We start from the raw sequence: 22,163 nt of genomic DNA on the forward strand, positions 1-22,163 counted from the left end.
TATTACACAAGCCATAAATTTAACGCTGTGACAGGCTGTCAGCGGTTCCCATCCAATGCAGCGAGATAGCAAGCTAATCTTGATCTGGCAGATAGCAAAATTCCATTCTTGCCGTGAGCTAGCATGCATATAACGTCGTGGTTCGGAATGTGGTTGGGAGGCTGCAGCTAGGGGTGGAGGTTGATGAGTTCCTCATCGCAGGCACGTTTTATTAGCTGTCATCTTTCCTTTTGATCGCATCATTTGCGGAAATAGAACGCGTTCTACGGAGGCGGGCGGCGAGGTGAACCTTAATCTCAGACAGCTCCGATATTTTGCCGAAGTGATAAAGGCAGGCAATATCTCACATGCGGCATCGCAACTGGAACTTGCGCAGACGGCGATCAGCATCCAGATTCGTGAGCTCGAACGGGAAATGGGCGTGCGGCTGTTCGATCGCCATTCACGCGGGGTCGTTCCGACAGATGCTGGAGCGCTGCTTTTCGAACGCTACAACGAGCTCGAGCAACATCTCGAACGGACGGTGCGGGACGTGCGTTCTGCCGCCAATATGGCTACCAAGCCGTTTGTTATCGGCCTCACGCCCAGCCGAATGCGACTGGTTGGCGCAAACATCCTGATTGATGCCGGCGAACGACGCCTGGCAAGGGCCGTGCACTTGGTCGAGGAATTGAGTTTTGCCTTGATTGAAGCGCTGGAGCGTAAGGAGTTGAATCTGGCGCTGGCCTACGATGTCGAGAGCCGCCCCAACCTCGTGCGCGAAGCCGTCATCGAGGATGAGCTGGTGTTCGTCACCTCGGCTAGGCATGCCCGGGGCCAAGGCCCGATCAGTTTCGCTGAAGCGCTGGCTGAGGAACCCTGTTTCGCAGGCGGGCGCGGCATCGGCTCGCTCGTCATGCGTACCGCGCAGCGACTGTCGCTTCCGTGCCGCATCACGACCGACATACAATCCGTTTCCGCCATTCGCTCGCGTGTAAGCGAAGGCAGAAGCAGCTTTCTGCCCTATGGCAGCGTTGCCGACGGCGTTAACCGCGGGATATTCGCGATCCGCCGCATCGTACGTCCAACTTTACACCGCACACTCTATCTGGTTCGGCGCAGTGAGGAACGGTCACCGCTCGATGATGAAAACCTCGGCCCCTTCGTCAGAGATTTCGTTCGCCGGATACATCGTGCCTCTTTGCCATATTCGACCATCGTCGATTCCAGATTTGACGACGACGCTTGACCTAGAGCTACGCGGATCTCCCTGTGAAGCTCTCATGGCGCCGTCATGGTCACCTCTCGATCGCACCCTCGGAGTACTGCCTCTTTGTGACGCAGCGCTTCGGCTTTTTGCGGCGAGGATCTTTATCAACCGACTAAATCAGCATTCAGGTCCCCCGGGCTTGACATTTCCTCAAGCGAGAGCAGAGATGTGAAGTTATCGCCGATCGGTTGTATTTTGCCGTTCGTGACCTGCTCCGCGCTGGGAGGAAAGAGATTGAATCTCGACTATCCAGGTTTCATATCTCTTGCGCCGTTCTTCGGCGTTCCGGAGGGGTGTTCGCTTCGGGCTGTACCTTTGAAATCGTCGCCGATCGAGGTCACCAAAATATACAGAACAGCCGGTCCTGGCGAGCTTCCACGGATTACACTGCCAAGCTGCGATGCATACCTCGTGATGCTGTATCTCGATGACACGGTTCATTGCGACATCAAAGCGGATGGAAGTTTGGGTCCGCCGCGGTTTTGCGGTCGAGGCTCCATTTGCCTCGTCGACCTATGTGAGGGGGGTGCCTCTGTGAGCTTGCAAAGGACGCTGTCGTCCATTGCGATCACCCTGCCAAAATCGCTGATTGCAGAGGTCGCGGCCCTTTCGTCCGGGCTGGTCGGTAAAGAGCTTCGGTGCAGAAGGGCCGAGCGCGACCCCGTCATCAGCAACCTGGGGACGGTCCTGCTTTCCCTTTTTGAGCGGAAGTCCGCTTCTCCGGAAGCGATTTTAGGTCACTTGGGGATCGCGGTTGCCGCGCATCTCTTGCAGGATTGCCTTGACGTCAGGGCAAATAAGAGCGACGCGGTCCTGTCGCACCACCGACAGGCAGTTGCCAAGGAGTTCATACGAGAGAACCTCGCTCGCGAATTATCGGTTTCCGATATCGCAGCGGTAACCGGCCTCTCGGCAAACCACTTTTCACAAGCTTTCAGGAGAGTCACCGGGCTCACTCCCCACCAGTGGCTCGTCCGGGCGAGAGTCGATGCTGCTAAAGAATTTCTTTCAGAGCACCAATTGACGTTGCGGGAAATTGCCAAGGCATGCGGTTTCGTGGATCAAAGCCACTTTACGAAAGTCTTCGCCAAGGAAGTAGGCGTCACTCCGGCCGCTTGGAAAAACAGACGCGTCAATTGATCTTTCTCTTGATGCTTTGGTCTGCGTCCGAGAAATCGTTGCATTTTACAAAAGGATTGTCATACGGTGACATCACTCGTAAACCACTTTGCGGATGGTGACGTTGGAAAGAGAGTCTGAAAGTACTTCGGCAACCTTCGCCGCCAAAGTGAACAAATGGACCGTCAAGGCGTCTGCCATCACAGTAACACGCCTCAGCTCCGACGAAGACGATCTCCCAATTGCGCCGCCCAGCAAGCGTGAGGAGGCGGTATCCGCTATCGTACAGCTCGTGGATTTCAGGATGCATCGTCTTTGGCGGAACGGTAAGCTTCTGTTCGAGGGCGGACATCCAAAGGCGGCGATCGCGATCACGGACCTGAGAGAAGAGTGGCAGTGCCATCACTTGTCTCCGTTCGATAATGTCCGTTTCAATATCCCCTTGTCCTGTGTTCGCTCGTTCCTGGACGAGCTTGGGAGGCCGCAATTCGACGGGTTTGAATGTCTACCGGGTACCAGGGACGAGGTTATATTGGGTCTCGCCCAGGCGATCTTGCCTTATCTCGTGAGTGCGCATGAACCCAATCCGCTCTTTCTTGAGCAAATTGGCCTTGTCCTGCTGGCGCATTTAACACAGACGTATGGCAATCAATACTTTCCTTCAAAAAAGAACGGCCTTCTTGCGCCATGGCAGGAAAAGCGAGCGCTCGAATTCTTGACCTCTCACGCGTTCAATCAGGTTTCGGTTGTCGAACTCGCGGGCATCTGCGGATTATCGCGGAGCTATTTCATCCGGGCCTTCAAGGAGACTTTCGGTAAAACGCCGTATCGCTGGGTCATCGAGTACAGGATTGCAAAGGTCAAAGATCTTTTGCTCTCGGATGCCTCGATGCTCGATATCGCCACGCAGTGCGGTTTTGCCGATCAGAGCCATATGACGCGGGTTTTTCGGGGAGTTACTGGCGAAACACCGGGCAAGTGGCGACGGCAGTACCGGCCCGTTTCTTCAACGAGCACCGAGCAAGAAGACGATCTGTAGCCGGCAGAACAGGCGCTAGCTGGCACCCGCAGTCAGTCATCGACCCAATCCGCAGGAAGCCCGAGCACAGAGCGTCAATTCAAGCTTCCGGCTTCGTTCAACCGCCTTCGGGGGACTCAATCCTCGCCACAAAGGAGAAGATGCTGAAGACGGCGGGAATGAAGAAGCACCACACGGGCGAGACCACAGTCGCCAGCGCGGCGCACGCGCAACCAAGCGCAAAGGCGATTACCGCAACGATCATCTTCTTGACCCGGCTATAGGCCTGGGCTGCACTCTCACCCTTTTCGCCGGCGACGATTTCCGCGAGATCGAGCATGATCTGGGTCGTTGTGCCGGTCATTAGCGTCGAGGGCGGCGACTTTGCCAGATAGACGCGATGCAGAGCATTCTGCACGGCCATCGCAGAGACTAGCGTCATGCCCATGACCAGGTTCGCGACACTGTTGGCGTTCCCAAATGGTCCGTATAGGAGGGCAAAGACCGCTGCTGCGAACAGCAGAACGACCTTTGTGGCCAGCAGGCATTTGAGCACCGGCTTTCCAGCGCCCAGCAATAGGCCGACAATTCTGGTGAGGAGCACTACCACGCAGAAGACGGGCAGGGCCAAGAGCTTCGGTAGGGCGCCCGAGCCTCCCATCACGACAGTCGCTCCAAGCGTCACGAAGTTTCCAGTGACATGCGCCGGAAACAATCCCTGCAGGGCAAGGAAGCCGGCGGTGTCAACGTAGCCGCCGTTGAAGCTTAGAAGAACAGAAAGTGGTACCCGTCTCATTACGCCCCCTCGACGTCCATGGAAGAGGGCCCGCCTACGAATTCGCGAAGGCGGGCCTGGTTTCAGCCTAGCCCTTGATGAAGGCGAGCAGATCCGGATTGATCACGTCGGCATGCGTGGTCAACATGCCATGGGGATAGCCCTTGTAGACCTTGAGCGTGCCGTTCTTGAGAAGCTTCACGGAGAGCTCCGCGGAGTCCGCGATCGGCACGATCTGGTCGTCATCGCCATGCATGACGAGGGTGGGGACGGTGATCTTCTTCAGGTCTTCCGTCTGGTCGGTCTCTGAGAACGCCTTGATCCCGTCATAGTGAGCCTTGGCGCTGCCCATCATGCCCTGCCGCCACCAGTTGTGGATGGCGCCGGGATAGACCTTCGCCTCGGGACGGTTGAAGCCGTAGAACGGACCGGTCGGCACATCCAGGAAGAACTGCGCACGATTGTCGGCAAGCGCCTTGCGGAAGCCGTCGAAGACTTCGATCGGCAGGCCGCCGGGATTAGATTCCGTCTTAAGCATTAGCGGCGGCACGGCGCTGACGAGCACGGCCTTGGCGACGCGGCCCTGCGGCTCCCCGAACTTCGCGACATAGCGTGCGACTTCGCCGCCGCCGGTGGAATGGCCGATATGAACGGCGTTCTTCAGGTCGAGATGCTCGGCGACGGCAGAGGCGTCGGCGGCATAATGGTCCATGTCATGACCATCTGCGACCTGCGACGACCGGCCATGGCCGCGGCGGTCATGCGCGACGACGCGGTAGCCGTTCTGCACGAAGAACAGCATCTGGGCGTCCCAATCGTCCGACGAGAGCGGCCAGCCGTGATGGAAATGGATCGGCTGCGCATCCTTCGGACCCCAATCCTTGTAGTAGATATTCACGCCGTCCTTGGTCTTCACGAAACCGTCGGTCATTTCGAAATTTCCTTTCGGGGAGGTGCTGGTTGATTTCGGGAATGCGAGCTCCGGAACAGCCGTTGCAGCGGAAAACGCCGCACCCGCGACCCTTAACGATGCGATTTGTCGGCAGCGACTAGGCGTTGGTACCGCGAAGAATTTCAAACAGGAACCAGACTCGCTGTTCGCCCTCGTCAATCCAATTCTCCAGCAGACTTGCTGTGGCAACGTCCCCGTGCTCGTCGCACGTGCCGTGGAGTGCGCGCATGCTGGCTACCAGTGAGCCATTGTCTTCGCGGAGCTCAGCGAGCATCTCATGGGGATGCACAAAGTCAGCGTCGTTGTCGTCGATGCGCTGACGACGTGCGATGTCGCCAATCGAACGCAACGTCGTCCCACCCAGTTTTCGAGCACGCTCAGCAAGCGGATTGGTCATCTGGAAAAGTTGATCGCCGTGGTCGTCCAACAGCAAATGATAGTCACGGAAATTCGAACCGGACATGTGCCAGTGGAAATTTTTGGTCTTGAGGTAGAGCGCGAAGACGTCTGCGAGCAACGTAGTCGCTCCCGCCGAAATGTCTCGAACAGCCTGCTCGCTTAGTCCAGTGGGGGTGTGCAATGATGCCGTACGGCGTGCCTTTAAAGGCGCTTCCATTCTCTTCTCCTGGGTATTCAGAGTTTTGAAATCACTCCATCCGCCCGGACGCGGCTGGATCGCTGGCGGGGAACGTCTCAAGCAATGCCTCATCGAGCCGTTCCTGTTCGCGGTCACGCGATTGTTCGGTTGCTCGGCGTGCCTCGGCCGTGGGTTGTCGGGACGAACTGGGATTTTGACTGTCTGTCTTCGGGTCGATCTTCGTGGTCATAAGACACCTCACGTTGAATGCGTATTGTGAACGCGTCGCTTATCCTGAGCGGCCTTTCCCCGAAGATCGTAAAGGGCGACCAGCACGAATGCGCCGGCGAGACCAAGGTGTTCGAAGAAGGTGTTCATGGCCATTGAGCGTTCCATTCCCGGCGGAAGTTCCCAGAAACGAACTGCGAGGAAAGTCGCAAACAGCGTGAATCCCGCAAGCGCCAGGGCGGCTGCCCAACGGAAGACACCGGCCAGGATCAGAGCCGACATCGCAAGTTCGAAGACAATGACCGCGACCGCGAAGAACATCGTCGGCCTCAAGCCGAAATGATCCATTTCCGCCATCGCGCCGTTGAAATCGAAAATCTTGACGAGAGGTCCCTGGATATAGGCTGAACAAAGGCCGAGCAGAGCGATGAACTCCACGCTGCGGGATGCCCCAAAGGCCTTTAGCACCTCGGCTTCAGGCTTAGAATTCGTGTTTGCTTGCATCGTTGTCCCCTTTAAACAGCCCAGCAGGCACAGCCGAGTGCGCCCCAGAAACTCTTGAGGTCGGCGACCGGCAGCTTTGAGCCCCAGGCATTGGCGTGGGCGTGGCCGTGGACGTTGCAGTCGTTGGCGCAGCCGCAGGAGGCGATCATCCGGCGGTGCAGCGAGTTCTTTCCGGCACCCTCAGGCTCGCCCCAGGCGGCGTAGCCCTTGAAGGTTTTGACCGGCGACCAGTCGGGCATGGCGGGCGGAACGGGGTTCTCGTCAAGTTTGGCAAAGTCGCCGGCGCCGTAGACGATCCTGCCACCGACCATAGTGAAGTCAGAGGTGAGGAAGGAGATTTCCTCCTCGGCACAGGCGAAGAAGTCCTTGTCCGGCACGATCAGATCGGCGAACTGGCCTTTCTCGATGCGTCCCTTCTTGCCCTCCTCGTTGGAGAACCAGGTGACGTTTTCCGTCCACATGCGCAGCGCCGTCTCGCGATCGAGGCAGTTGCGGCGCGGATAGATCTGCATGCCGGCAACCGTCCTGCCGGTGATCATCCAGGCAAGCGAGACCCAGGGATTGTAGGAGGCGACGCGGGTGGCATCCGTGCCGGCCGATACCTTGATGCCTTTTTCCAGCATGCGGGCGACCGGCGGGGTGGCTTCGGCGGCGCCCAAGCCGTAGCGCTCGACGAAGTACTCGCCCTGATAGGCCATGCGGTGCTGGACGGCGATGCCGCCGCCAAGCGCCGCGATGCGATCGATCGACTGTTCGGAGATCGTCTCGGCGTGATCGAAGAACCAGTTGAGGCCCTCGAGCGGGATGTCCTGATTGACCTTCTCGAAGACGTCGAGCGCGCGGCTGATCGTCTCGTCATAGGTGGCGTGCAGCCGCCAGGGCCAGCGGTTTTCGGCCAGCACGCGCACGACCTCTTCCAGCTCGCCTTCCATTTCCGGCGGCATGTCGGGGCGCGGCTGGCGGAAGTCCTCAAAATCGGCGGCGGAGAAGACCAGCATCTCGCCGGCACCGTTGTGACGGAAATAGTCGTCGCCCTGCTTGTACTTCACCGAGGCAGTCCAGTTGAGGAAGTCCTCTTTTTCGGCCTTCGGCTTCTGTGTGAAGAGGTTGTAGGCAAGCCGCACCGTCATCTGCCCCTCGTCGGCGAGCTTCTGGATGACGGCATAGTCATCGGGATAGTTCTGGAAGCCGCCCCCGGCGTCGATAACGCCGGTGACCCCGAGACGGTTCAGCTCGCGCATGAAGTGCCGGGTTGAGTTGACTTGGTAGTCGAAGGGCAGCTTCGGTCCCTTGGCAAGCGTCGCATAGAGGATGCCGGCATTGGGTTTTGCGAGCAGCAGGCCGGTTGGATTGCCATTGGCATCGCGGGTGATCTCGCCGCCGGGCGGCTCCGGCGTCTCCTTGGTGTAGCCAACGGCGCGCAGGGCTGCGGCATTGAGCAGGGCCTGGTCATAAAGATGGAGGATGAAGACCGGGGTATCGGGGGCGATCGCGTTGATCTCCTCGATAGTCGGCAGGCGCTTTTCGGCGAACTGGTGTTCGGTGAAGCCACCGACCACGCGCACCCATTGCGGCGGCGGGGTGATCGCCACCTGCCGCTTCAGCATGCTCATGGCGTCGGCAAGCGAGCGCACGCCGTCCCATCTGAGCTCCATGTTGAAGTTCAGGCCACCGCGGACGACGTGGGTATGGTTGTCGATCAGCCCCGGCAGCACGCGTTTGCCCTTGAGATCGACGATCTTCGTATTCGGGCCAGCGAGCGCCATGATCTCGTGGTCATCGCCGACAGCGAGGAACTTGCCCTCCTTGACGGCGACGGCGCTCGCTGCCGGGTTGGAACGATCGAGCGTGGTGATCAGGCCGTGGTGAAGGATGATGTCGGCTGTCATGGATAGCTCCCGGGTTTCAAGAGAATTGCAGTCGAGAAGTTGATGCGGGCAGGCGGCTTAGACCGGATGGATCATATCCCGCGCGTAGGCGAGGCCGATGCCGTAGCCCCCTGCGTGCGCTTCCACGATTGCCCGGGCACCGTCGTAGGTTTCCTTACGCGTCCAGTCGCGTTGAAGCTCCAGCAGGACTTGGATCCATGAAGTCATCGTCGCCCCCGCCGCCTCTAACCTGCGAAGCGCAAGGTTGTGGCTGTCCAGCGTAAGACCGCCGCAGGTGTCGCCAACGACGAAAACTTCGTAACCCTCCGACAACGCCGATAGAACCGGGAATGAGACGCAAGCCTCAGTCAGAAGGCCCGAGACAAGCAGTTTACGGCGGCCCGTCTTGGCAATCTCGCTGCGGACGGCGTCATCTTCCCACGCATTCATGTTGCGCCGCTCGATAACTGGGACATCGGGTATGACGTTTTTTATCGGAGGCAGGAGCGGTCCGCTATAGACCTTCGAAGCCGACGTCGAAACGATCGTTGGAATATTGAAAACCTTGGCCGTTTTAGCCAATGCAACGGCATTGCTCAGCAGAAGCTGGCGATCCGCAGATCCGACACCAAATGCCAGTCCAGCCTGTTGGTCGACCATAAGAAGGACAGGTTGACCGGGTTCTAACAGCGGAAGATCGGTCATGTATTCGCTCCAGAGTTCCAGTGGCATTGAAGCGAACACTTAACTTTCATGTTCCCGCTTGGCTTGGATAGAATCGCTGTTTTTTTCCAAAACAGTTCAAAAGTTATCGCAGCCGTACGCGGATAGACGGTCTGGGCGGGTCGTGACCGGCAGTGCTCGACGCGAAGCCGTTTACTACGAACGGCCTCCTTCAGAAGCTAAACGAGGCGATCGCCTCACGCTTTCGGCTTTAAAAGGCCCGTAGTCGCTTGGCAGGTTAAGCAGCTCCGCCATTTTGATCAGATCTGCCAAAGTCCGCGCCTCCATCTTCCGCATCGCGGAGCCGCGATGGATCTTGACCGTGACTTCGCTTAGAGAGAGCTTTCCAGCAACCTGCTTGTTCATCAGGCCTTTCGTCACGAGGGCCATGACTTCCCTTTCACGCTGGCTCATTTCCGCGAACCGAGCTTTGAGGGCTGCCAATTCGCCTTCTTCGCATCTTCGCCGACGGTCGATTTCCAGTGCCGAAGCGACGGCGTCCAACATGTCTTGGTCGCGAAATGGCTTGGCAAGAAAATCGACCGCGCCTGCCTTCATTGCACGAACCGTCATCGGGATATCACCGTATCCGGTGATGAAGATCGTAGGGATGAATGATCCCCCTCGCATCAGCTGCTCGTGAAAGTCCAGTCCGCTAAGCCCGGGGAGCCTGACATCGACGACCAGGCAGCTGGTTCCATCCACTCGTTTCGCATCAAGAAACTCACGGGCGCTTCCAAAGAGCTGCGCTCTCAATCCGACAGACCGAAACAAGCTGCCCAGCGACAGCCTTACTTCCTCATCATCTTCGACGATGTACACAATCGCCTGATCGTTGCGCGAAACGCTCATTGGCGCCAGAATGCCAGCAAATCGCTATTCAGCCGGTCCTTATGTCCGTTACCCCAATCCTTGTAATAAAGGCGGGTGTTGTCACGTACGGTCAGCATTGGCATGGCAAACCCTCCGAAGCCGTTTTCGAAGCTATTCCGAGGGCTTACCACCAGCGCGCGGGAATCGCCATAGGCGCAAATTTAAAGTGGGAGCATTCGTCAATTCACGGCACTTTTGTTCCAAAAATTAGAGGCGCTTGCCTGAGATTCCTTTCGGTGAGGCGATTGACGGTGCCACCCGCCTCAATCTTTTTGCCATCGCTGCTCACGTTCAAAATAGAAAAATCCAAACGACCTTTGTATGCGACAAGCAGCGAGTATCGATTTGTCGCAAATTCGCTCTTGCAATTCTGCATAACGAGAGGGAATTCATGATGAGTGACAAAGCAACGCCGACGCCGGGTTCCAAGCTCCTGACGCCGAAAGACCATACTCTGATCATGATCGACTTCCAGTCGCAGATGTCTTTCGCGACCAAGAGCATCGACGCTGTCAATCTGCGGAACAATGCGGCCCTCGTGGCTCACGCAGCCAAAGGGTTTGGCGTTTCGACGATCCTTACGACGGTTGCTGAAAAGAGCTTCTCCGGTCCGATGTTCTCGGAAATCACCGACGCGTTTCCAGGTCAGAAGCTCTTCGACCGCACCTCGATGAACACCTGGGAAGATGCGGCCGTCATCGACGAAGTCAACCGCATCGGCAAGAAGCGCATCGTTCTGAGCGGACTCTGGACCGGCGTCTGCATCGTCGGCCCGGCTCTCTCGGCCATCGAGCAGGGCTTTGAGGTCTATGTTCTGGCGGATGCCTGCGGTGATGTTTCCGATGAGGCCCATGACCGGGCCATGGATCGTATGGTTCAGGCCGGCGCTCAGCCGATGACTTCGCTCCAGTACATGCTCGAACTGCAGCGCGACTGGGCTCGCACCGAAACCTACGACATGACGACCGGCATTGCCAGGAAGTTCGGCGGTGCCTACGGCCTTGGTATTATCTATGCCAAGACGATGTTCAACGTCTCTGAAGGCCACTGAGGTTATCGGAAAAGTCTGCCGCTCCTCGCTCGTTCGACGGAGCGGCACTTTTGCTTGAAGAGGGTTTTTCTCGTGAAGGTCTATCTCTTATCGTTGGGCGCCGGTCTGATCGTCGGCATCGTTTACAGCCTGTTGAATGTTCGCTCGCCAGCACCACCGGTCGTGGCGCTCGTCGGTCTGCTTGGGATTCTGGTTGGCGAACAGATTTTGCCATTCTCAAAGACACTCTGGAACAAGGAGCCTGCGGTGGTCTCGTGGCTAAATCAAATCAAGCCGCACATGTTTGGGCACCTGCCGGCAGCCCAGAAGCCATCTAAAACGCCAGTCGATACCAACGTGTAGCGCTCCAAGAGATCGTCATCCCTGCAGAGCGGCTAAGGGGCCGCTCGCTCCTCGAGGCATCGCCACGACGCCGCGAGCAGAGACTCCATTTCTATGAAGATGAAGTCTTTGCGTTTGCGGCTGCCGAGCGTGGGGTCATCCCTGGCGCACCGCCGACGCGGAGGCAGCCTGAGCCGTTTCAAGGCTGAAACTGAAACGCGCGCCGAGATACAAGGACGACTGAAGCTCGATCTTGCTGTCGTGCGCCTCCACGATTGACCGGCAAATCGCCAGGCCCAGGCCGGTTCCTGCGGCCTTCGTGGTGGAGAAGCTTTCAAAGAGCTTATCGCGGACCTTGGGATCCACGCCTGGGCCACTGTCCTCTACCTCAATCAAAACTCGATTGCTTCGTTGCTCTTGCGCTCGAATAGCAAGGCTTCTGTTCCAAGCGTGACCATCGGACATGGCTTGAGCGGCATTCGTGGCCAAATTAACGATTACCTGAAGAATCTGAGTTCGATCGGCGAGGACATCGGGAAGATTAGGTGATAGCTCGACCCGCAATCCCACCTGCCGTCTTGCAAGGTCAGCGCGAAGGATTAATGCGCATTCGTCGATCAGGATTGGCAATGATACGGCAGTTCTTGCGGGTTTGGTGTTGCGTGCCATTCCCCGCAATGCGGCAATTACGTCACCGGCACGCTTGCCGCTGCTTGCAATGCGCTCGAGCAGCGATTTCACTTCCTCAAGATTGGGCTCATCGTTGCTAAGCCAGCGCAAACCTGCTTCGGCGCTTGTGACGATCGAACTTAGAGGCTGATTGACCTCATGCGAGATCGAAGCAGTCAGCTCGCCCAATAACGAAATTCTGGCGGCATGGGCCAGTTCGCCAAGAAGAGCGGTTTTCACTTGGTCGTTGGACTGGTTGACCTGAGTGATGCTCACACACACCTCCGACGCCGGCCGTTCATACCCATCGAGCCATGCGTTGAGAACAGCCGGAATATCGTTGCCGTTCGCGGCCTTCAGGACGCCTTCGAACGAAAAATGGTTTGCGCCTTTCACCAAGGAAATCAGACCGTCGGCAAACTGTCTTTGAAGGGTCTCGGGAAGGAGACCGGCAATCCGCTCAGGCAGGGCTTCTCCGGCGACTGTTAGAAGCGTCTTCGCTGAGCGATTGGCGCCAAGTATCGTGGCACTGTTGGTAATTCCGCAGATAGTCGGTTGATCGCACGAGGTCTGATCGCTCGTCTCAATGATACGGAGGTGGCTGATCAGGGCCCGCGTTTTACGGATATCCAGCCTGACTAAGCTCAGTGGCGAGGCCGAAAAGAAGCTCGTCTCTTTCTCCGAACCGTTCATGTCTTGATGGGCTCCAAGTCCCCTGCTGTCAGGTTTCAACATGCAATCGATATGTTCAAGTTTTCGCGGCGTAACGCTGATAGCTTATAAGAGGATCGGTTGTAAGGCGAACATGCTGGCAAAGCTGTCGCGGGCAGAAGGAGGAGTTTTTGGAAGTGCTGTCGCTGTTAAGCACGAAGGTGGGACACTGCCTTGGACTTCCCTGCAGCTGCAATTCGATCAGGCCGATGCTCGTCCCAGTGCCGCGCTAACACCTTGCGATCGCGATCGCACGAGATTTTATCTCAAAAAATCTACGCCGCCGGATCAGCAGTTCGGAATCGCTTCGGAGCTTGATCTTCTTGAACCTGAGTTCTCTGTGGCTCTGTCTCATGCCACAGAGTAGCAACCTTCCGAAATCGTCCTACGCTTGGTGGGGATTTCAACGATTCCCAGAGACAGCCGACGGGACAGCAATCATACAAAGGTATGGTCCGCTAGAACTGATGTCTAGCAAAACACAATGATCGTACGATTGTTCAAGGCAGAATTCGCTTCAATATCAACCCGTAAACATCACTTTACGAGTTATGGAGAGACCGATGATGCCTGCCAGCACCGCTGTTCTCACGAACGACGTTCCGCTGAACTTCAGTCAAATTAATACGGACACATCGAACGAAGTATCCCGCCTTGTCATGCACGCCATAACGTGCGTGGAACGCGATGAGGCTATCGCGATCGACCTGATCAAGAAAGCGTCCAATCTCCTTCGCCCATACGGGGTGGTGAATGATGCCGACAACGAACGACAGCGGATTGCCGTAGGCGGCTTGGCTCCCTGGCAAGTAAACAGACTTAAGCGGTTTATCGAAGAAAATCTGTCGAATTCGATATCGCTCGACGATCTTGCTCAGTTGGTAAAGTTAAGCACGAGCTATTTTTCAGCCGCATTCAAAGTCAGTTTCGGCACCTCCCCACATAACTTCATCTTGAGTCGCAGGGTGGAGCACGCCAAGCACAAGATGGCGCATACCGACGCTCCGTTGAGCGAAATTGCCCTGGATTGTGGCCTTGCAGACCAAGCTCATCTGTCGCGTATCTTCCGGCGGGCCACGGGAATGACACCGAGCGCATGGCGGCGATACAGTAGGCGGCCCGATATGCTGATGACAGCGAGCTGAGCAGGGGCCATCTTAGCAGAAGTTGACCCCCATCGGTCTCCCGGCTGGACGGCCCCCTTTGCATCTCATCCAAGATGCCCCGTTAAACTTCGCCCCGAGCACTTTCCAGGCATCAATCATCTTCTAAGTGATAATGATCTCGACGAATAAGAGAGGCTAAACGTGTCCGAAGAATCGAGCATCCAAATGCAGGTCGCAAACATGCGGCCCCAAGACGCTGGGGCCAGCGTCGCGAGACTGACGTCGGCGGTGATGAGTAAGATCGGCGTCAAAGAAGGGGATCTTGTAGAACTGGTCGGAAAGCGGCACACGGCCGCCATTGCAATGCGGCCATATCCCGAAGACGAGGGATTGAACATCGTTCGACTGGACGGGCTCCAGCGAGTGAATGCTGGTGCGACTAGCGGCGATCATATTGAAGTTCGAAAAGCCGAAGCTCGGCCCGCCACAAAGGTGGTGCTCGCACCCGCACAGAAGAATCTGCGGCTGCAGGGATCGGGTGAGGCTCTTCAAAGAACATTCCTTCGTCGGCCGATGGTGGCTGGCGATGTCGTGTCGACCTCTGTGCAACAGCGGATCGGCGGAAGGGACCGAGGTTCGGACGAAATCCTTCGTGGCCTCATCGATCTTCCTGCCTACGGGCTTCAGGAGATCAGACTTGTCGTCGTGTCCACGCAGCCGCGCGGCATAGTTCAGATGAACGAGGGAACGGTCGTAGAGCTTCGTCCTCAGTTCGAAGAACCGAAGGAGGCCAGGCGTGCGGATGTGACGTACGATGACATCGGCGGCCTGGGCTCCTCGGTGGCTCAGGTGCGCGAGATGGTGGAACTGCCGCTTCGGCATCCGGAGCTTTTTCAGCGTCTGGGCATCGATCCGCCCAAAGGCGTTTTACTTTACGGTCCGCCCGGTACTGGCAAGACATTGCTGGCAAGAGCGGTGGCTAACGAAACGGAGGCGAACTTCTATCACATCGCGGGACCGGAAATCATGGGCAGCCGATATGGCGAGTCGGAGGAACGGTTGCGGCAGGTCTTCCAGGAAGCGTCCCAAAATGCCCCTTCGATTATCTTCATAGACGAGATCGACTCCATTGCGCCCAAGCGCGAGCAAGTCACCGGTGAGGTCGAACGACGGATTGTTGCCCAGCTGTTGACGCTGATGGATGGGCTGGAGCCGCGCCAGAACATCGTTGTGATTGGAGCGACCAACCGGCGCGATGCGATCGATGAGGCACTGCGCCGTCCTGGTCGCTTTGACAGGGAAATCGTCATTGGTGTTCCGGACCAAAACGGACGCCGCGAAGTGCTGGGCATTCATACGAGAGGCATGCCGCTTGCAGAAGGCACCGATCTCGATGAGATAGCGCGCACGACATACGGCTTCGTGGGTGCAGACCTTGGCGCGCTTGTTCGAGAGGCGGCCATGGATGCTCTTCGGCGCGTCCTGCCGAACATCAATCTCCGAGACGGAATCCCCTCCGAAGTTCTTGAAAACCTGGCGGTCGGACAGGACGACTTTCTTTCCGCAATGAAGAGAATACAGCCGTCGGCACTGCGTGAAATTATGATCCAAGCCCCCAATGTTCGCTGGGAAGACGTTGGCGGTCTCGACGAGGCCCAGGTCAAGCTCAAGGAGGGCGTAGAGCTACCCTTGCGTTCTCCTCAATCGTTCAAGCGGCTGGGTATCCGGCCTGCCAAGGGCTTCCTGCTTTTCGGGCCTCCAGGTACGGGCAAAACGCTTCTCGCCAAGGCGGTCGCGCGCGAGGCAGAGGCTAACTTTGTGGCGACTAAATCGTCCGATCTTCTCTCGAAGTGGTATGGCGAGTCTGAGCAGCAGGTATCAAGATTGTTCGAGCGAGCAAGACAGGTCGCTCCCACGGTCATTTTCATCGACGAGATCGACTCTCTGGCTCCGGTCAGAGGCGGTGGCCTCGGTGAGCCAGCGGTGACCGAACGCGTCGTCAATACGCTGCTCGCTGAGATGGATGGTTTGGAGGATATGCAGGGTGTCGTGGTTATGGCGGCGACGAACCGTCCGAACCTTCTCGATCCGGCACTCTTGCGCCCTGGCCGCTTCGACGAACTGGTCTACGTTCCTGTTCCTGACACAAAGGCGCGGCGGAAAATTCTGGGCATCCATACCAAGAAAATGCCGCTTGCCGACGACGTTCAGCTCGATGATCTTGCGGAGAAAACAGAGCGGTTCACCGGTGCGGATCTTGAAGACCTTACGCGCCGCGCGGGGCTGATCGCCTTGCGTGAATCAATGGATGTGTCGCAGGTAACCAACGAGCACTTCTCAAAGGCGCTTCAAGAAGTCCGGCCGTCCGTAACGCCGGAAGTCGAACGCGAGTACGAGGATATGTTGCGGACGCTGCGCCAGGAAAACCCTCAGCCGAAGCGGTACGGGTTCACATCGCTCCGTCAGACTGCCAGGTGACTGGCTGTTGAACCAGCGATGAGTTCTGGCCGTTTTACTTGATCGGCCGGAAATTCAGTCTCGCGACATCATAGTGGCGAGACTGAATTTTAAACTTGGCGTCTTAACGCCATGCCCCGCTGCCAGTGTTGGCAAGCTGGCACCATTCAGTTGAACCATTGCAAAGGCCCCGGTTGCCCGCAATGCCTACGGCTGCATTTGCAGCATATGATCCATCGGCATCAGATTCTGGTTGAGGTTGGCCATGATCCAGATCGATCCCACCACGATCAGGAAGACCACCAGGATTCCAAACGCCAGCGCCAGGACATTGTTGGTGTTGTCAGGGCCCGTGGTGATGTGGAGGAAGAACACCAGATGGACGCCCATCTGGGCGATGGCGAGCACGATGAGAGCGACAGGAATTGACGGGGTGTAGATGATATTCGAGCCAGCCAGAAGAAAGGCCGCAGCGGTAAGCAGGATGGAGAAGCCGAGCCCCAGGTTCGCGTTAAGCACCCAATGGCCGCTGTCCTCCGGAGGCTCGTCTCCCGGCGAATGGTCTTCCCGATCGTTCGATGCGCCGGCGCGAAGAGGCGGGTCGGATTCGAGATTGCTCATGTGCCGCTCCCCATAAGGTAGACGATCGTGAAGATGCCGATCCAGACGATATCAAGCGCATGCCAGAAAAGATTGAAGCAGATCAGACGGTGGATGATCTCGCGCCGGAAGCCCTTAATCTGAACCTGCGCCATCATGGTCGCAAGCCACACCCCGCCGGCAGTGACATGCAGCCCGTGCAGACCGACGAGGCCGAAAAAGGACGTCAGCATGCCGCTGCGTTGCGGCGTGATGCCCCGGTTGGCCAGTTCGATGAACTCCTGCAGTTCGAGCAGGACGAATACGAGTCCCAGCAGGCCGGTGATCAGGAGGAATACCTGCGTCCAGAGGCGGCTTCTCGCGTTGGTCGCCGCGAAGGACAGCATGCAGGCATAGCTGGAGAGCAGCAGCGCCGCGGTCTGGAAGGCCACCCGGCGGACGTCGACGATTTCCGCGATCGTGGGGCCGCCCGCCGTGGCTCCTCGTTGAACTGCAAACGCCGCGAAGAAACAGGAGAAGATGACGATGTCGCTCAGCAGGTATATCCAGAAGCCGTAGCCCACGAGGATCCTTTTCCCGGCCGGGCCTGTCGATCCCCGTCCAGTGCCTTCCAGGGATTCTGCTGGGCCGTGGGCGCGATGGCCCAGCCTGTGCGGATCTTCACGAACGCGGCGAATGGCCTCGACGCTGGCGGGCAGTCCGGTGTCGGTCATGGCAGAGCCCCTTGCTGGGACAGGCGATGGAGAAGAGCTTCGCGCGCCGCACGTCGGGCACGGTCCACCCGCGCCACCTCGTCGGCCGGCACCTCGAACTCGTGGACGTCACGCCAGGAAAAGACGACGAAGCCCACGAAGGCCGCCACCAGAGCGACGATGGCGAGCCACCAGATGTACCAGATCATTGCAAAGCCGAAGACTGTGGAGAAGAATGCCGTATAGATTCCTACTGGGCTGTTCACCGGCATTTCGATCGGCACATAGTTCGGCTCCGGGGACAGTTGCTGTGTTTCCACGGCGCGCAATTTTATTCCCCAATAGGCCTCCTCTCCTTCGACATTCGGCATCACGGCGAAGTTAAAGAAGGGCGGTGGCGACGGGGTGGCCCATTCGAGGGAGCGTCCATCCCAAGGATCGCCGGTCACGTCGCGCAGCTTGTCACGGTCACGGATGCTGACGACGAGTTGCACGATCTGCGAGATCACGCCGAGGATGAGGATTGCGATACCGAGCACGGAGACGTAAAGCCATGGCCCCCACTCGGCGATGTTGATGTGTTGCAGGCGCCGCGTCATGCCGTCGAGGCCCAGCACGTAGAGGGGCGTGAACGTCACCCAGAAGCCGATGAACGCGAGCCAGAAGCCGGCCTTGCCCCAGCCTGCGTGCAATCGAAACCCGAAGGCTTTGGGAAACCAGAATTCCACGCCTGCAAAGATGCCGAACACGACACCGCCTATGATGACGTTGTGAAAGTGCGCCACCAGGAACATCGAGTTGTGGGTCATGAAATCGGCAGGTGGGATGGCAAGCAGCACACCGGTCAAACCACCAATGATAAAGGTGAAGATGAAGCCCATGGACCACAGCATTGAGGTCTCGAAGCGCACTCGACCGCCATACATCGTGAAGATCCAGTTGTAGATCTTTACGCCGGTCCCAACGGCAATGATGCTCGAGGAGATGCCAAAGAACGTGTTGACCGCCGCGCCCGCGCCCATGGTGAAGAAATGATGCAGCCACACCATCATGGAGACGATGCAGATGAACAAGGTGGCCGCGACCATGGACCGGTAGCCGAACAACGGCTTGCCCGAGAATGTCGAGAAGACCTCGGAGAAAATGCCGAAGGCCGGTAGAACGAGGATGTATACTTCCGGATGGCCCCACGCCCAGATCAGGTTCACGAACATCATTGGGTTTCCGCCAGCGGTGTTCGTGAAGTAGTGCCAGCCGACGTAGCGATCGAGAGTGAGCATGGCAAGCGTAGCGGTCAGGATCGGGAAGGTGGCGACGATCAGCAGACACGACGCGAGCGCCGTCCAGCAGAAGACTGGCATCCGCAGGTAGCTCATGCCGCGGCAGCGCATCTTCAGCACGGTGGTGACGATGTTGATCCCGGTGATCAGGGTGCCGATCCCTGAAATTTGGACCGCCCAGAGATAGTAATCGACGCCAACGCCCGGCGAATACGTGGTCTCACTGAGGGGCGGGTAGGGCAGCCAGCCCGTGCGGGCGAACTCGCCGACCAAAAGCGAGACGTTGACGAGCAGGGCGCCGCTAGCGGTCAACCAGAAGCCGACCGAGTTAAAGGTCGGGAAGGCCACGTCGCGGACGCCAAGTTGCAGCGGAACCAGGAAGTTCATGAAACCGAGTACAAGCGGCATCGCCGCGAACAGGACCATGATCGTGCCATGCGCGGTGAAGATCTGGTTGTAGTGCTCAGGGGGCAGATAGCCTGGAGCGTCGATCGCCACGGCCTGCTGCGTTCGCATCATGATGGCGTCGGCGAAGCCGCGGATCAACATCACGACACCAAGCAGGCAATACATAACGCCGATCCGCTTGTGGTCGACGCTCGTGATCCACTCGCGCCACAGGTACGGCCACCAGCCTCTTATGGTGATTAGGACCAACACACCAAGCCCGATGAGAATTATGACGGCGGACGTGATCAACGGGATCGGTTGCGAAAATGGGATTGCTGAAAGGCTGAGCTTTCCGAACATGATCAATCCTTTCCACCGGTGGAGACTTCGCGTCCGGCATGCTCCGGAGCCTCAGGCTGTGGTCCCGGGCCTGGCGGGATCTTCTGGCTCGCCACGGCGTCGAACAGGTGCGGATCCGTAGCGCGGTAGGTGGACGGCGGCACGCGCTGGCTCTGCTGCAGCAACTCGCCATAGGCGGCCTGGTCCAGCACCGGGCCCGTGTTCCTGACGCCGTCGACCCAAGGCATGAACTCGGCAGCCGGCAGGCTTCGCACTTCGAACTGCATGTCAGAAAAGCCGTCGCCGGAGAACTGCGCCGAAATTCCCAGGAGCGTCTCCGAGCTGTCTGCCTGCAGGTTCAACTGCGAGACCATGCCGGGCATGGCGTAGATCATCGATCCCAGGCGCGGTACGAAGAAGACGTTGAAGACACTGGCGGACGTGATCGAGAAACGGACCGGCGTGCCCGTCGGCACCACCAACTGGTTGACCGTGGCGATCCCATGTTGCGGGTAGATGAACAGCCATTTCCAGTCGAGCGACACGACCTGCACCTCCAGCGGGGGGGCCTCCGACGGCAAGGGCCTGAACGGGTCGAGCTTGTAGGAACCGATCCATATCAGGCCGCTGATGAACATGATTGTGAGGATCGGGATGGACCAGACAACGGCCTCGATGCGGCCGGAGTAGGACCAGTACGGGAGGTATTCGGCATCCGGGTTCGAGGCCCGATAGCGCCAGGCCATCCAGAAGGCGAGGAGGATCGTCGGAACGACGATGGCCAGCATGATCACCGTAGCATCTATCAGAATCGTTGCATTACCCGCGCCCACGGGACCGACTGAATTCAAGACGGCGGGCGAACAGGAAGAAAGTCCAAGGCCAATGAGGCCCAGGATGTAGGCGCGGCTGGCGTGAGTACGCGTGACTCTCAGGGGTCTCGAGGGGGTCATTCGAAGCCTCCCTTTTTCGGGCGCCCAATTCCCTAAACCGGAAGGGGTTCCCATGGTCAGCTATACACCCCGCGGCGATCCTTCGAAATAGCCAAATCCAGCTGAGAAGTGTTCGCCTAGGCCAAGATCCCCGCTTAAGTCCGCGATTGGCGGGGAAAGGCCGTGTTGCGAGGACGCAGAGTAAGAGCGGCAAAGGCTCGCCTGGCGGCGAGCCTTTGCGACCTGGACCGCGTAGGCATGAACTTCTGCGCCTGCAATCGCGAGTGCGCCGGTCCGGTGGTCTGCGCGTTGCAGGCAAAAACTATCCGTCTCGGCAGGCGCTACGTTTTGATACATTTTCGGCACTTCCGGAAACATGCCGGATACGCCGGTCCGGCAAATCACTCCCGTCAGCAGATGCCGCCAGGTGGCGGCGAAACAAAGGAGTGTTTCATGACGAGGATCGAGAAAGTTCTCTATACTGGCAAGACCCGGACGACCGGCGGACGCGACGGGTTCGCGCGCAGCGACGATGCGCAGCTCGACGTCAAGCTCTCGCCTCCCGGCAGTGGAAAGCCCGGCACCAATCCGGAGCAGCTCTTCGCCGCCGGCTGGTCGGCCTGCTTCATCGGTGCGATGACAAAAGCCGCTGGCCGACGCCAATTCAGACTGCCGCCGGATACGGCCGTGGACGCGGAAGTCGATCTTGGAACGACCGACGATGCCTACTTCCTTCAGGCGCGGCTGAACATCAGCCTGCCGGGCATCGAACCCGAGGTTGCCCGTGCGATCGTCGACGAAGCGCACCAGACCTGCCCCTATTCGAAGGCGACGCGCGGCAATATTCACGTCGAGTTCGCGTTTGTCTGATGTTTGCCGATCCAGGAGGGGGTAAGATGAAACGGATGATGATCTGTGCTTTGGTCGCGGCGGTTTTTGCGGCGCCCTGCGTCTATGACCTATCTTCCCGGGAGCCGTCGCCTCTGACAGGTCTGCTCACCGCGGTGGCCGCGAACCGCTAAGATACGATTAAGCAAGTGGGCCGGGCCGCTCGGCGATCCCGAGCAGCCCGGCGATCTGTCACATGCGATCTCACGCCACGAAGCGGGACATGCGTTCGATGATGAGATAACCGACCGTCGCGCCAGCATCCTGAAGGCCGACGGTCTTTTCCTGGAATGCCGCAGCCTTGCCGTGCTGCGCTACCATCGCCTTGGTGCCCTCAAGAGCCGCTTCGGCCGCAGCGGTCGCGGAAGCAAGACTCTCCTTGAGCGGCTTGCCCGCGGCCGCGGCCGCTTCCAGAGTCGATGCGATCGGATCGAGGACGTCAAGAAGCGTCTTATCGCCGACCTTGGCCTTGCCGCGTTCGGCTACGCCATCGCGAAAGGCGCGCCAGAACGCCGCGATCTCAACCGTGCCAAGGCTCTCTGCCCCTTCCAACGCTTTGCCGGCGCGCAGAAAACCCGTGGCGGTGAGCGTGCCCATGGTCGATGGTGCAGTCCTTGCCATGATGGCTCCGGCGCTGCGAAGAAGCTTGGCGATGCCCGCTGCTTCGCCTTCGGCTGCGACGGTCTCGGCCGCTGCGGCAAAGGACTTGCTCATCGTGATGCCGAGATCGCTGTCGCCGACCTTGCCGTCCAGGGAAATCAGAAAGTCGCGCTGTTCGGCAAAGAGCGTCTTCCACGCTTCGAAAAGCGTGATCAGATCGGATGCTTTGATCGCGTCCATT

The 22,163-nt window shown here is 58.4% G+C and carries 23 protein-coding genes; 9 read left to right on the forward strand and 14 right to left on the reverse strand.

Features of this window, described 5'->3' with window-relative positions:
- Window positions 1-283 precede the first annotated feature (283 nt).
- The 3 genes from ACPYOJ_RS18720 to ACPYOJ_RS18730 all read left to right on the forward strand — a co-directional run bounded on the left by ACPYOJ_RS18720 (window position 284) and on the right by ACPYOJ_RS18730 (window position 3,407).
- Window positions 284-1,228, forward strand: a complete 945-nt coding sequence (locus ACPYOJ_RS18720; RefSeq protein ID WP_168833018.1) for a LysR family transcriptional regulator — start codon at window positions 284-286, stop codon at window positions 1,226-1,228.
- 255 nt (window positions 1,229-1,483) lie between these two features.
- On the forward strand, window positions 1,484-2,389 hold the full coding sequence (locus ACPYOJ_RS18725; RefSeq protein ID WP_481417593.1) for a helix-turn-helix domain-containing protein: 906 nt from the start codon (window positions 1,484-1,486) through the stop codon (window positions 2,387-2,389).
- A gap of 103 nt (window positions 2,390-2,492) precedes the next feature.
- The gene (locus ACPYOJ_RS18730; RefSeq protein WP_481417594.1) at window positions 2,493-3,407 is read left to right on the forward strand and encodes a helix-turn-helix domain-containing protein; all 915 of its coding nucleotides are present in this window, start codon (window positions 2,493-2,495) and stop codon (window positions 3,405-3,407) included.
- Window positions 3,408-3,504: 97 nt separating this feature from the next.
- Here the strand turns inward: ACPYOJ_RS18730 and ACPYOJ_RS18735 are convergent, their stop codons facing one another.
- The 8 genes from ACPYOJ_RS18735 to ACPYOJ_RS18770 form a co-directional block, all read right to left on the reverse strand.
- On the reverse strand, window positions 3,505-4,182 hold the full coding sequence (locus tag ACPYOJ_RS18735) for a YoaK family protein (protein ID WP_481417595.1): 678 nt from the start codon (window positions 4,180-4,182) through the stop codon (window positions 3,505-3,507).
- A gap of 67 nt (window positions 4,183-4,249) precedes the next feature.
- The gene (locus ACPYOJ_RS18740; protein WP_481417596.1) at window positions 4,250-5,092 is read right to left on the reverse strand and encodes an alpha/beta fold hydrolase; all 843 of its coding nucleotides are present in this window, start codon (window positions 5,090-5,092) and stop codon (window positions 4,250-4,252) included.
- Window positions 5,093-5,210: 118 nt separating this feature from the next.
- A complete protein-coding gene (locus tag ACPYOJ_RS18745; protein ID WP_481417597.1) occupies window positions 5,211-5,729 on the reverse strand; it encodes a Dps family protein in 519 nt (172 codons plus the stop codon).
- Between the two features lie 31 nt (window positions 5,730-5,760).
- The gene (locus tag ACPYOJ_RS18750; protein WP_481417598.1) at window positions 5,761-5,940 is read right to left on the reverse strand and encodes a hypothetical protein; all 180 of its coding nucleotides are present in this window, start codon (window positions 5,938-5,940) and stop codon (window positions 5,761-5,763) included.
- Between the two features lie 8 nt (window positions 5,941-5,948).
- Complete coding sequence (locus ACPYOJ_RS18755) at window positions 5,949-6,422, reverse strand: DoxX family protein (RefSeq protein WP_481417599.1); 474 nt, start codon at window positions 6,420-6,422, stop codon at window positions 5,949-5,951.
- 11 nt (window positions 6,423-6,433) lie between these two features.
- Window positions 6,434-8,311 carry an amidohydrolase gene (locus ACPYOJ_RS18760; protein ID WP_481417600.1) on the reverse strand — a complete coding sequence of 626 codons (1,878 nt, stop codon included), beginning with the start codon at window positions 8,309-8,311 and terminating at the stop codon, window positions 6,434-6,436.
- A 57-nt stretch (window positions 8,312-8,368) separates the two neighbouring features.
- Entirely contained in the window at window positions 8,369-8,995 is a 627-nt protein-coding gene (locus ACPYOJ_RS18765) for a hydrolase (RefSeq protein ID WP_481417601.1), read from the reverse strand.
- Window positions 8,996-9,169: 174 nt separating this feature from the next.
- Entirely contained in the window at window positions 9,170-9,865 is a 696-nt protein-coding gene (locus ACPYOJ_RS18770; RefSeq protein WP_481417602.1) for a response regulator transcription factor, read from the reverse strand.
- 415 nt (window positions 9,866-10,280) lie between these two features.
- Between ACPYOJ_RS18770 and ACPYOJ_RS18775 the strand changes: the two genes are divergently transcribed.
- Both ACPYOJ_RS18775 and ACPYOJ_RS18780 read left to right on the forward strand, forming a co-directional pair.
- Window positions 10,281-10,937, forward strand: coding sequence for a hydrolase (locus ACPYOJ_RS18775; protein WP_481417603.1), 657 nt, complete (start codon window positions 10,281-10,283; stop codon window positions 10,935-10,937).
- Window positions 10,938-11,009: 72 nt separating this feature from the next.
- Entirely contained in the window at window positions 11,010-11,279 is a 270-nt protein-coding gene (locus ACPYOJ_RS18780; protein ID WP_481417604.1) for a XapX domain-containing protein, read from the forward strand.
- Between the two features lie 135 nt (window positions 11,280-11,414).
- Here the strand turns inward: ACPYOJ_RS18780 and ACPYOJ_RS18785 are convergent, their stop codons facing one another.
- Window positions 11,415-12,620, reverse strand: coding sequence for a sensor histidine kinase (locus ACPYOJ_RS18785; protein ID WP_481417605.1), 1,206 nt, complete (start codon window positions 12,618-12,620; stop codon window positions 11,415-11,417).
- 581 nt (window positions 12,621-13,201) lie between these two features.
- Here ACPYOJ_RS18785 and ACPYOJ_RS18790 point away from each other — a divergent pair.
- Both ACPYOJ_RS18790 and ACPYOJ_RS18795 read left to right on the forward strand, forming a co-directional pair.
- Window positions 13,202-13,783: a helix-turn-helix domain-containing protein gene (locus tag ACPYOJ_RS18790; protein WP_481417606.1), complete on the forward strand. Its 582-nt coding sequence runs from the start codon at window positions 13,202-13,204 to the stop codon at window positions 13,781-13,783.
- 186 nt (window positions 13,784-13,969) lie between these two features.
- Window positions 13,970-16,222 (forward strand): CDC48 family AAA ATPase, encoded by a 2,253-nt coding sequence (locus tag ACPYOJ_RS18795; RefSeq protein WP_481417623.1) that lies wholly within the window; start codon window positions 13,970-13,972, stop codon window positions 16,220-16,222.
- A gap of 186 nt (window positions 16,223-16,408) precedes the next feature.
- Here ACPYOJ_RS18795 and cyoD read toward each other — a convergent pair whose 3' ends face one another.
- From cyoD to cyoA, 4 genes are read right to left on the reverse strand one after another with little or no spacing between them, the layout of a single operon-like run.
- Complete coding sequence (cyoD, locus tag ACPYOJ_RS18800) at window positions 16,409-16,822, reverse strand: cytochrome o ubiquinol oxidase subunit IV (RefSeq protein ID WP_481417607.1); 414 nt, start codon at window positions 16,820-16,822, stop codon at window positions 16,409-16,411.
- Window positions 16,819-17,514: a cytochrome c oxidase subunit 3 gene (locus tag ACPYOJ_RS18805; RefSeq protein ID WP_481417608.1), complete on the reverse strand. Its 696-nt coding sequence runs from the start codon at window positions 17,512-17,514 to the stop codon at window positions 16,819-16,821. Before ACPYOJ_RS18805 ends, cyoD begins: the two co-directional genes overlap by 4 nt.
- Window positions 17,511-19,523, reverse strand: a complete 2,013-nt coding sequence (locus ACPYOJ_RS18810; RefSeq protein ID WP_481417609.1) for a cbb3-type cytochrome c oxidase subunit I — start codon at window positions 19,521-19,523, stop codon at window positions 17,511-17,513. The genes ACPYOJ_RS18805 and ACPYOJ_RS18810 overlap by 4 nt, the downstream gene beginning before the upstream one ends.
- 2 nt (window positions 19,524-19,525) lie before the next feature.
- A complete protein-coding gene (gene cyoA, locus ACPYOJ_RS18815; protein ID WP_481417610.1) occupies window positions 19,526-20,455 on the reverse strand; it encodes a ubiquinol oxidase subunit II in 930 nt (309 codons plus the stop codon).
- Between the two features lie 432 nt (window positions 20,456-20,887).
- Here cyoA and ACPYOJ_RS18820 point away from each other — a divergent pair, with 432 nt between their 5' ends.
- Window positions 20,888-21,304 carry an organic hydroperoxide resistance protein gene (locus tag ACPYOJ_RS18820; RefSeq protein WP_481417611.1) on the forward strand — a complete coding sequence of 139 codons (417 nt, stop codon included), beginning with the start codon at window positions 20,888-20,890 and terminating at the stop codon, window positions 21,302-21,304.
- A 26-nt stretch (window positions 21,305-21,330) separates the two neighbouring features.
- Window positions 21,331-21,456: a hypothetical protein gene (locus ACPYOJ_RS18825; protein ID WP_481417612.1), complete on the forward strand. Its 126-nt coding sequence runs from the start codon at window positions 21,331-21,333 to the stop codon at window positions 21,454-21,456.
- Between the two features lie 70 nt (window positions 21,457-21,526).
- Here ACPYOJ_RS18825 and ACPYOJ_RS18830 read toward each other — a convergent pair whose 3' ends face one another.
- Entirely contained in the window at window positions 21,527-22,162 is a 636-nt protein-coding gene (locus tag ACPYOJ_RS18830; protein WP_481417613.1) for a dihydroxyacetone kinase family protein, read from the reverse strand.
- Window position 22,163 lies beyond the last annotated feature (1 nt).

The sequence above is a fragment of the Rhizobium sp. SVR5-9E genome, assembly GCF_056755095.1.

Bases quoted from the DNA above. Each gene is read 5' to 3' on its own strand.
- ACPYOJ_RS18830 (WP_481417613.1), bottom strand. From the start codon at position 22,162: ATGGACGCGATCAAAGCATCCGATCTGATCACGCTTTTCGAAGCGTGG.
- ACPYOJ_RS18755 (WP_481417599.1), bottom strand. From the start codon at position 6,422: ATGCAAGCAAACACGAATTCTAAGCCTGAAGCCGAGGTGCTAAAGGCC.
- ACPYOJ_RS18785 (WP_481417605.1), bottom strand. From the start codon at position 12,620: ATGAACGGTTCGGAGAAAGAGACGAGCTTCTTTTCGGCCTCGCCACTG.
- ACPYOJ_RS18825 (WP_481417612.1), top strand. From the start codon at position 21,331: ATGAAACGGATGATGATCTGTGCTTTGGTCGCGGCGGTTTTTGCGGCG.
- ACPYOJ_RS18750 (WP_481417598.1), bottom strand. From the start codon at position 5,940: ATGACCACGAAGATCGACCCGAAGACAGACAGTCAAAATCCCAGTTCG.
- ACPYOJ_RS18770 (WP_481417602.1), bottom strand. From the start codon at position 9,865: ATGAGCGTTTCGCGCAACGATCAGGCGATTGTGTACATCGTCGAAGAT.
- cyoD (WP_481417607.1), bottom strand. From the start codon at position 16,822: ATGAGCAATCTCGAATCCGACCCGCCTCTTCGCGCCGGCGCATCGAAC.
- ACPYOJ_RS18735 (WP_481417595.1), bottom strand. From the start codon at position 4,182: ATGAGACGGGTACCACTTTCTGTTCTTCTAAGCTTCAACGGCGGCTAC.
- ACPYOJ_RS18795 (WP_481417623.1), top strand. From the start codon at position 13,970: ATGCAGGTCGCAAACATGCGGCCCCAAGACGCTGGGGCCAGCGTCGCG.
- ACPYOJ_RS18765 (WP_481417601.1), bottom strand. From the start codon at position 8,995: ATGACCGATCTTCCGCTGTTAGAACCCGGTCAACCTGTCCTTCTTATG.
- ACPYOJ_RS18775 (WP_481417603.1), top strand. From the start codon at position 10,281: ATGAGTGACAAAGCAACGCCGACGCCGGGTTCCAAGCTCCTGACGCCG.
- cyoA (WP_481417610.1), bottom strand. From the start codon at position 20,455: ATGACCCCCTCGAGACCCCTGAGAGTCACGCGTACTCACGCCAGCCGC.
- ACPYOJ_RS18760 (WP_481417600.1), bottom strand. From the start codon at position 8,311: ATGACAGCCGACATCATCCTTCACCACGGCCTGATCACCACGCTCGAT.
- ACPYOJ_RS18740 (WP_481417596.1), bottom strand. From the start codon at position 5,092: ATGACCGACGGTTTCGTGAAGACCAAGGACGGCGTGAATATCTACTAC.
- ACPYOJ_RS18805 (WP_481417608.1), bottom strand. From the start codon at position 17,514: ATGACCGACACCGGACTGCCCGCCAGCGTCGAGGCCATTCGCCGCGTT.
- ACPYOJ_RS18790 (WP_481417606.1), top strand. From the start codon at position 13,202: ATGATGCCTGCCAGCACCGCTGTTCTCACGAACGACGTTCCGCTGAAC.
- ACPYOJ_RS18820 (WP_481417611.1), top strand. From the start codon at position 20,888: ATGACGAGGATCGAGAAAGTTCTCTATACTGGCAAGACCCGGACGACC.
- ACPYOJ_RS18810 (WP_481417609.1), bottom strand. From the start codon at position 19,523: ATGTTCGGAAAGCTCAGCCTTTCAGCAATCCCATTTTCGCAACCGATC.
- ACPYOJ_RS18745 (WP_481417597.1), bottom strand. From the start codon at position 5,729: ATGGAAGCGCCTTTAAAGGCACGCCGTACGGCATCATTGCACACCCCC.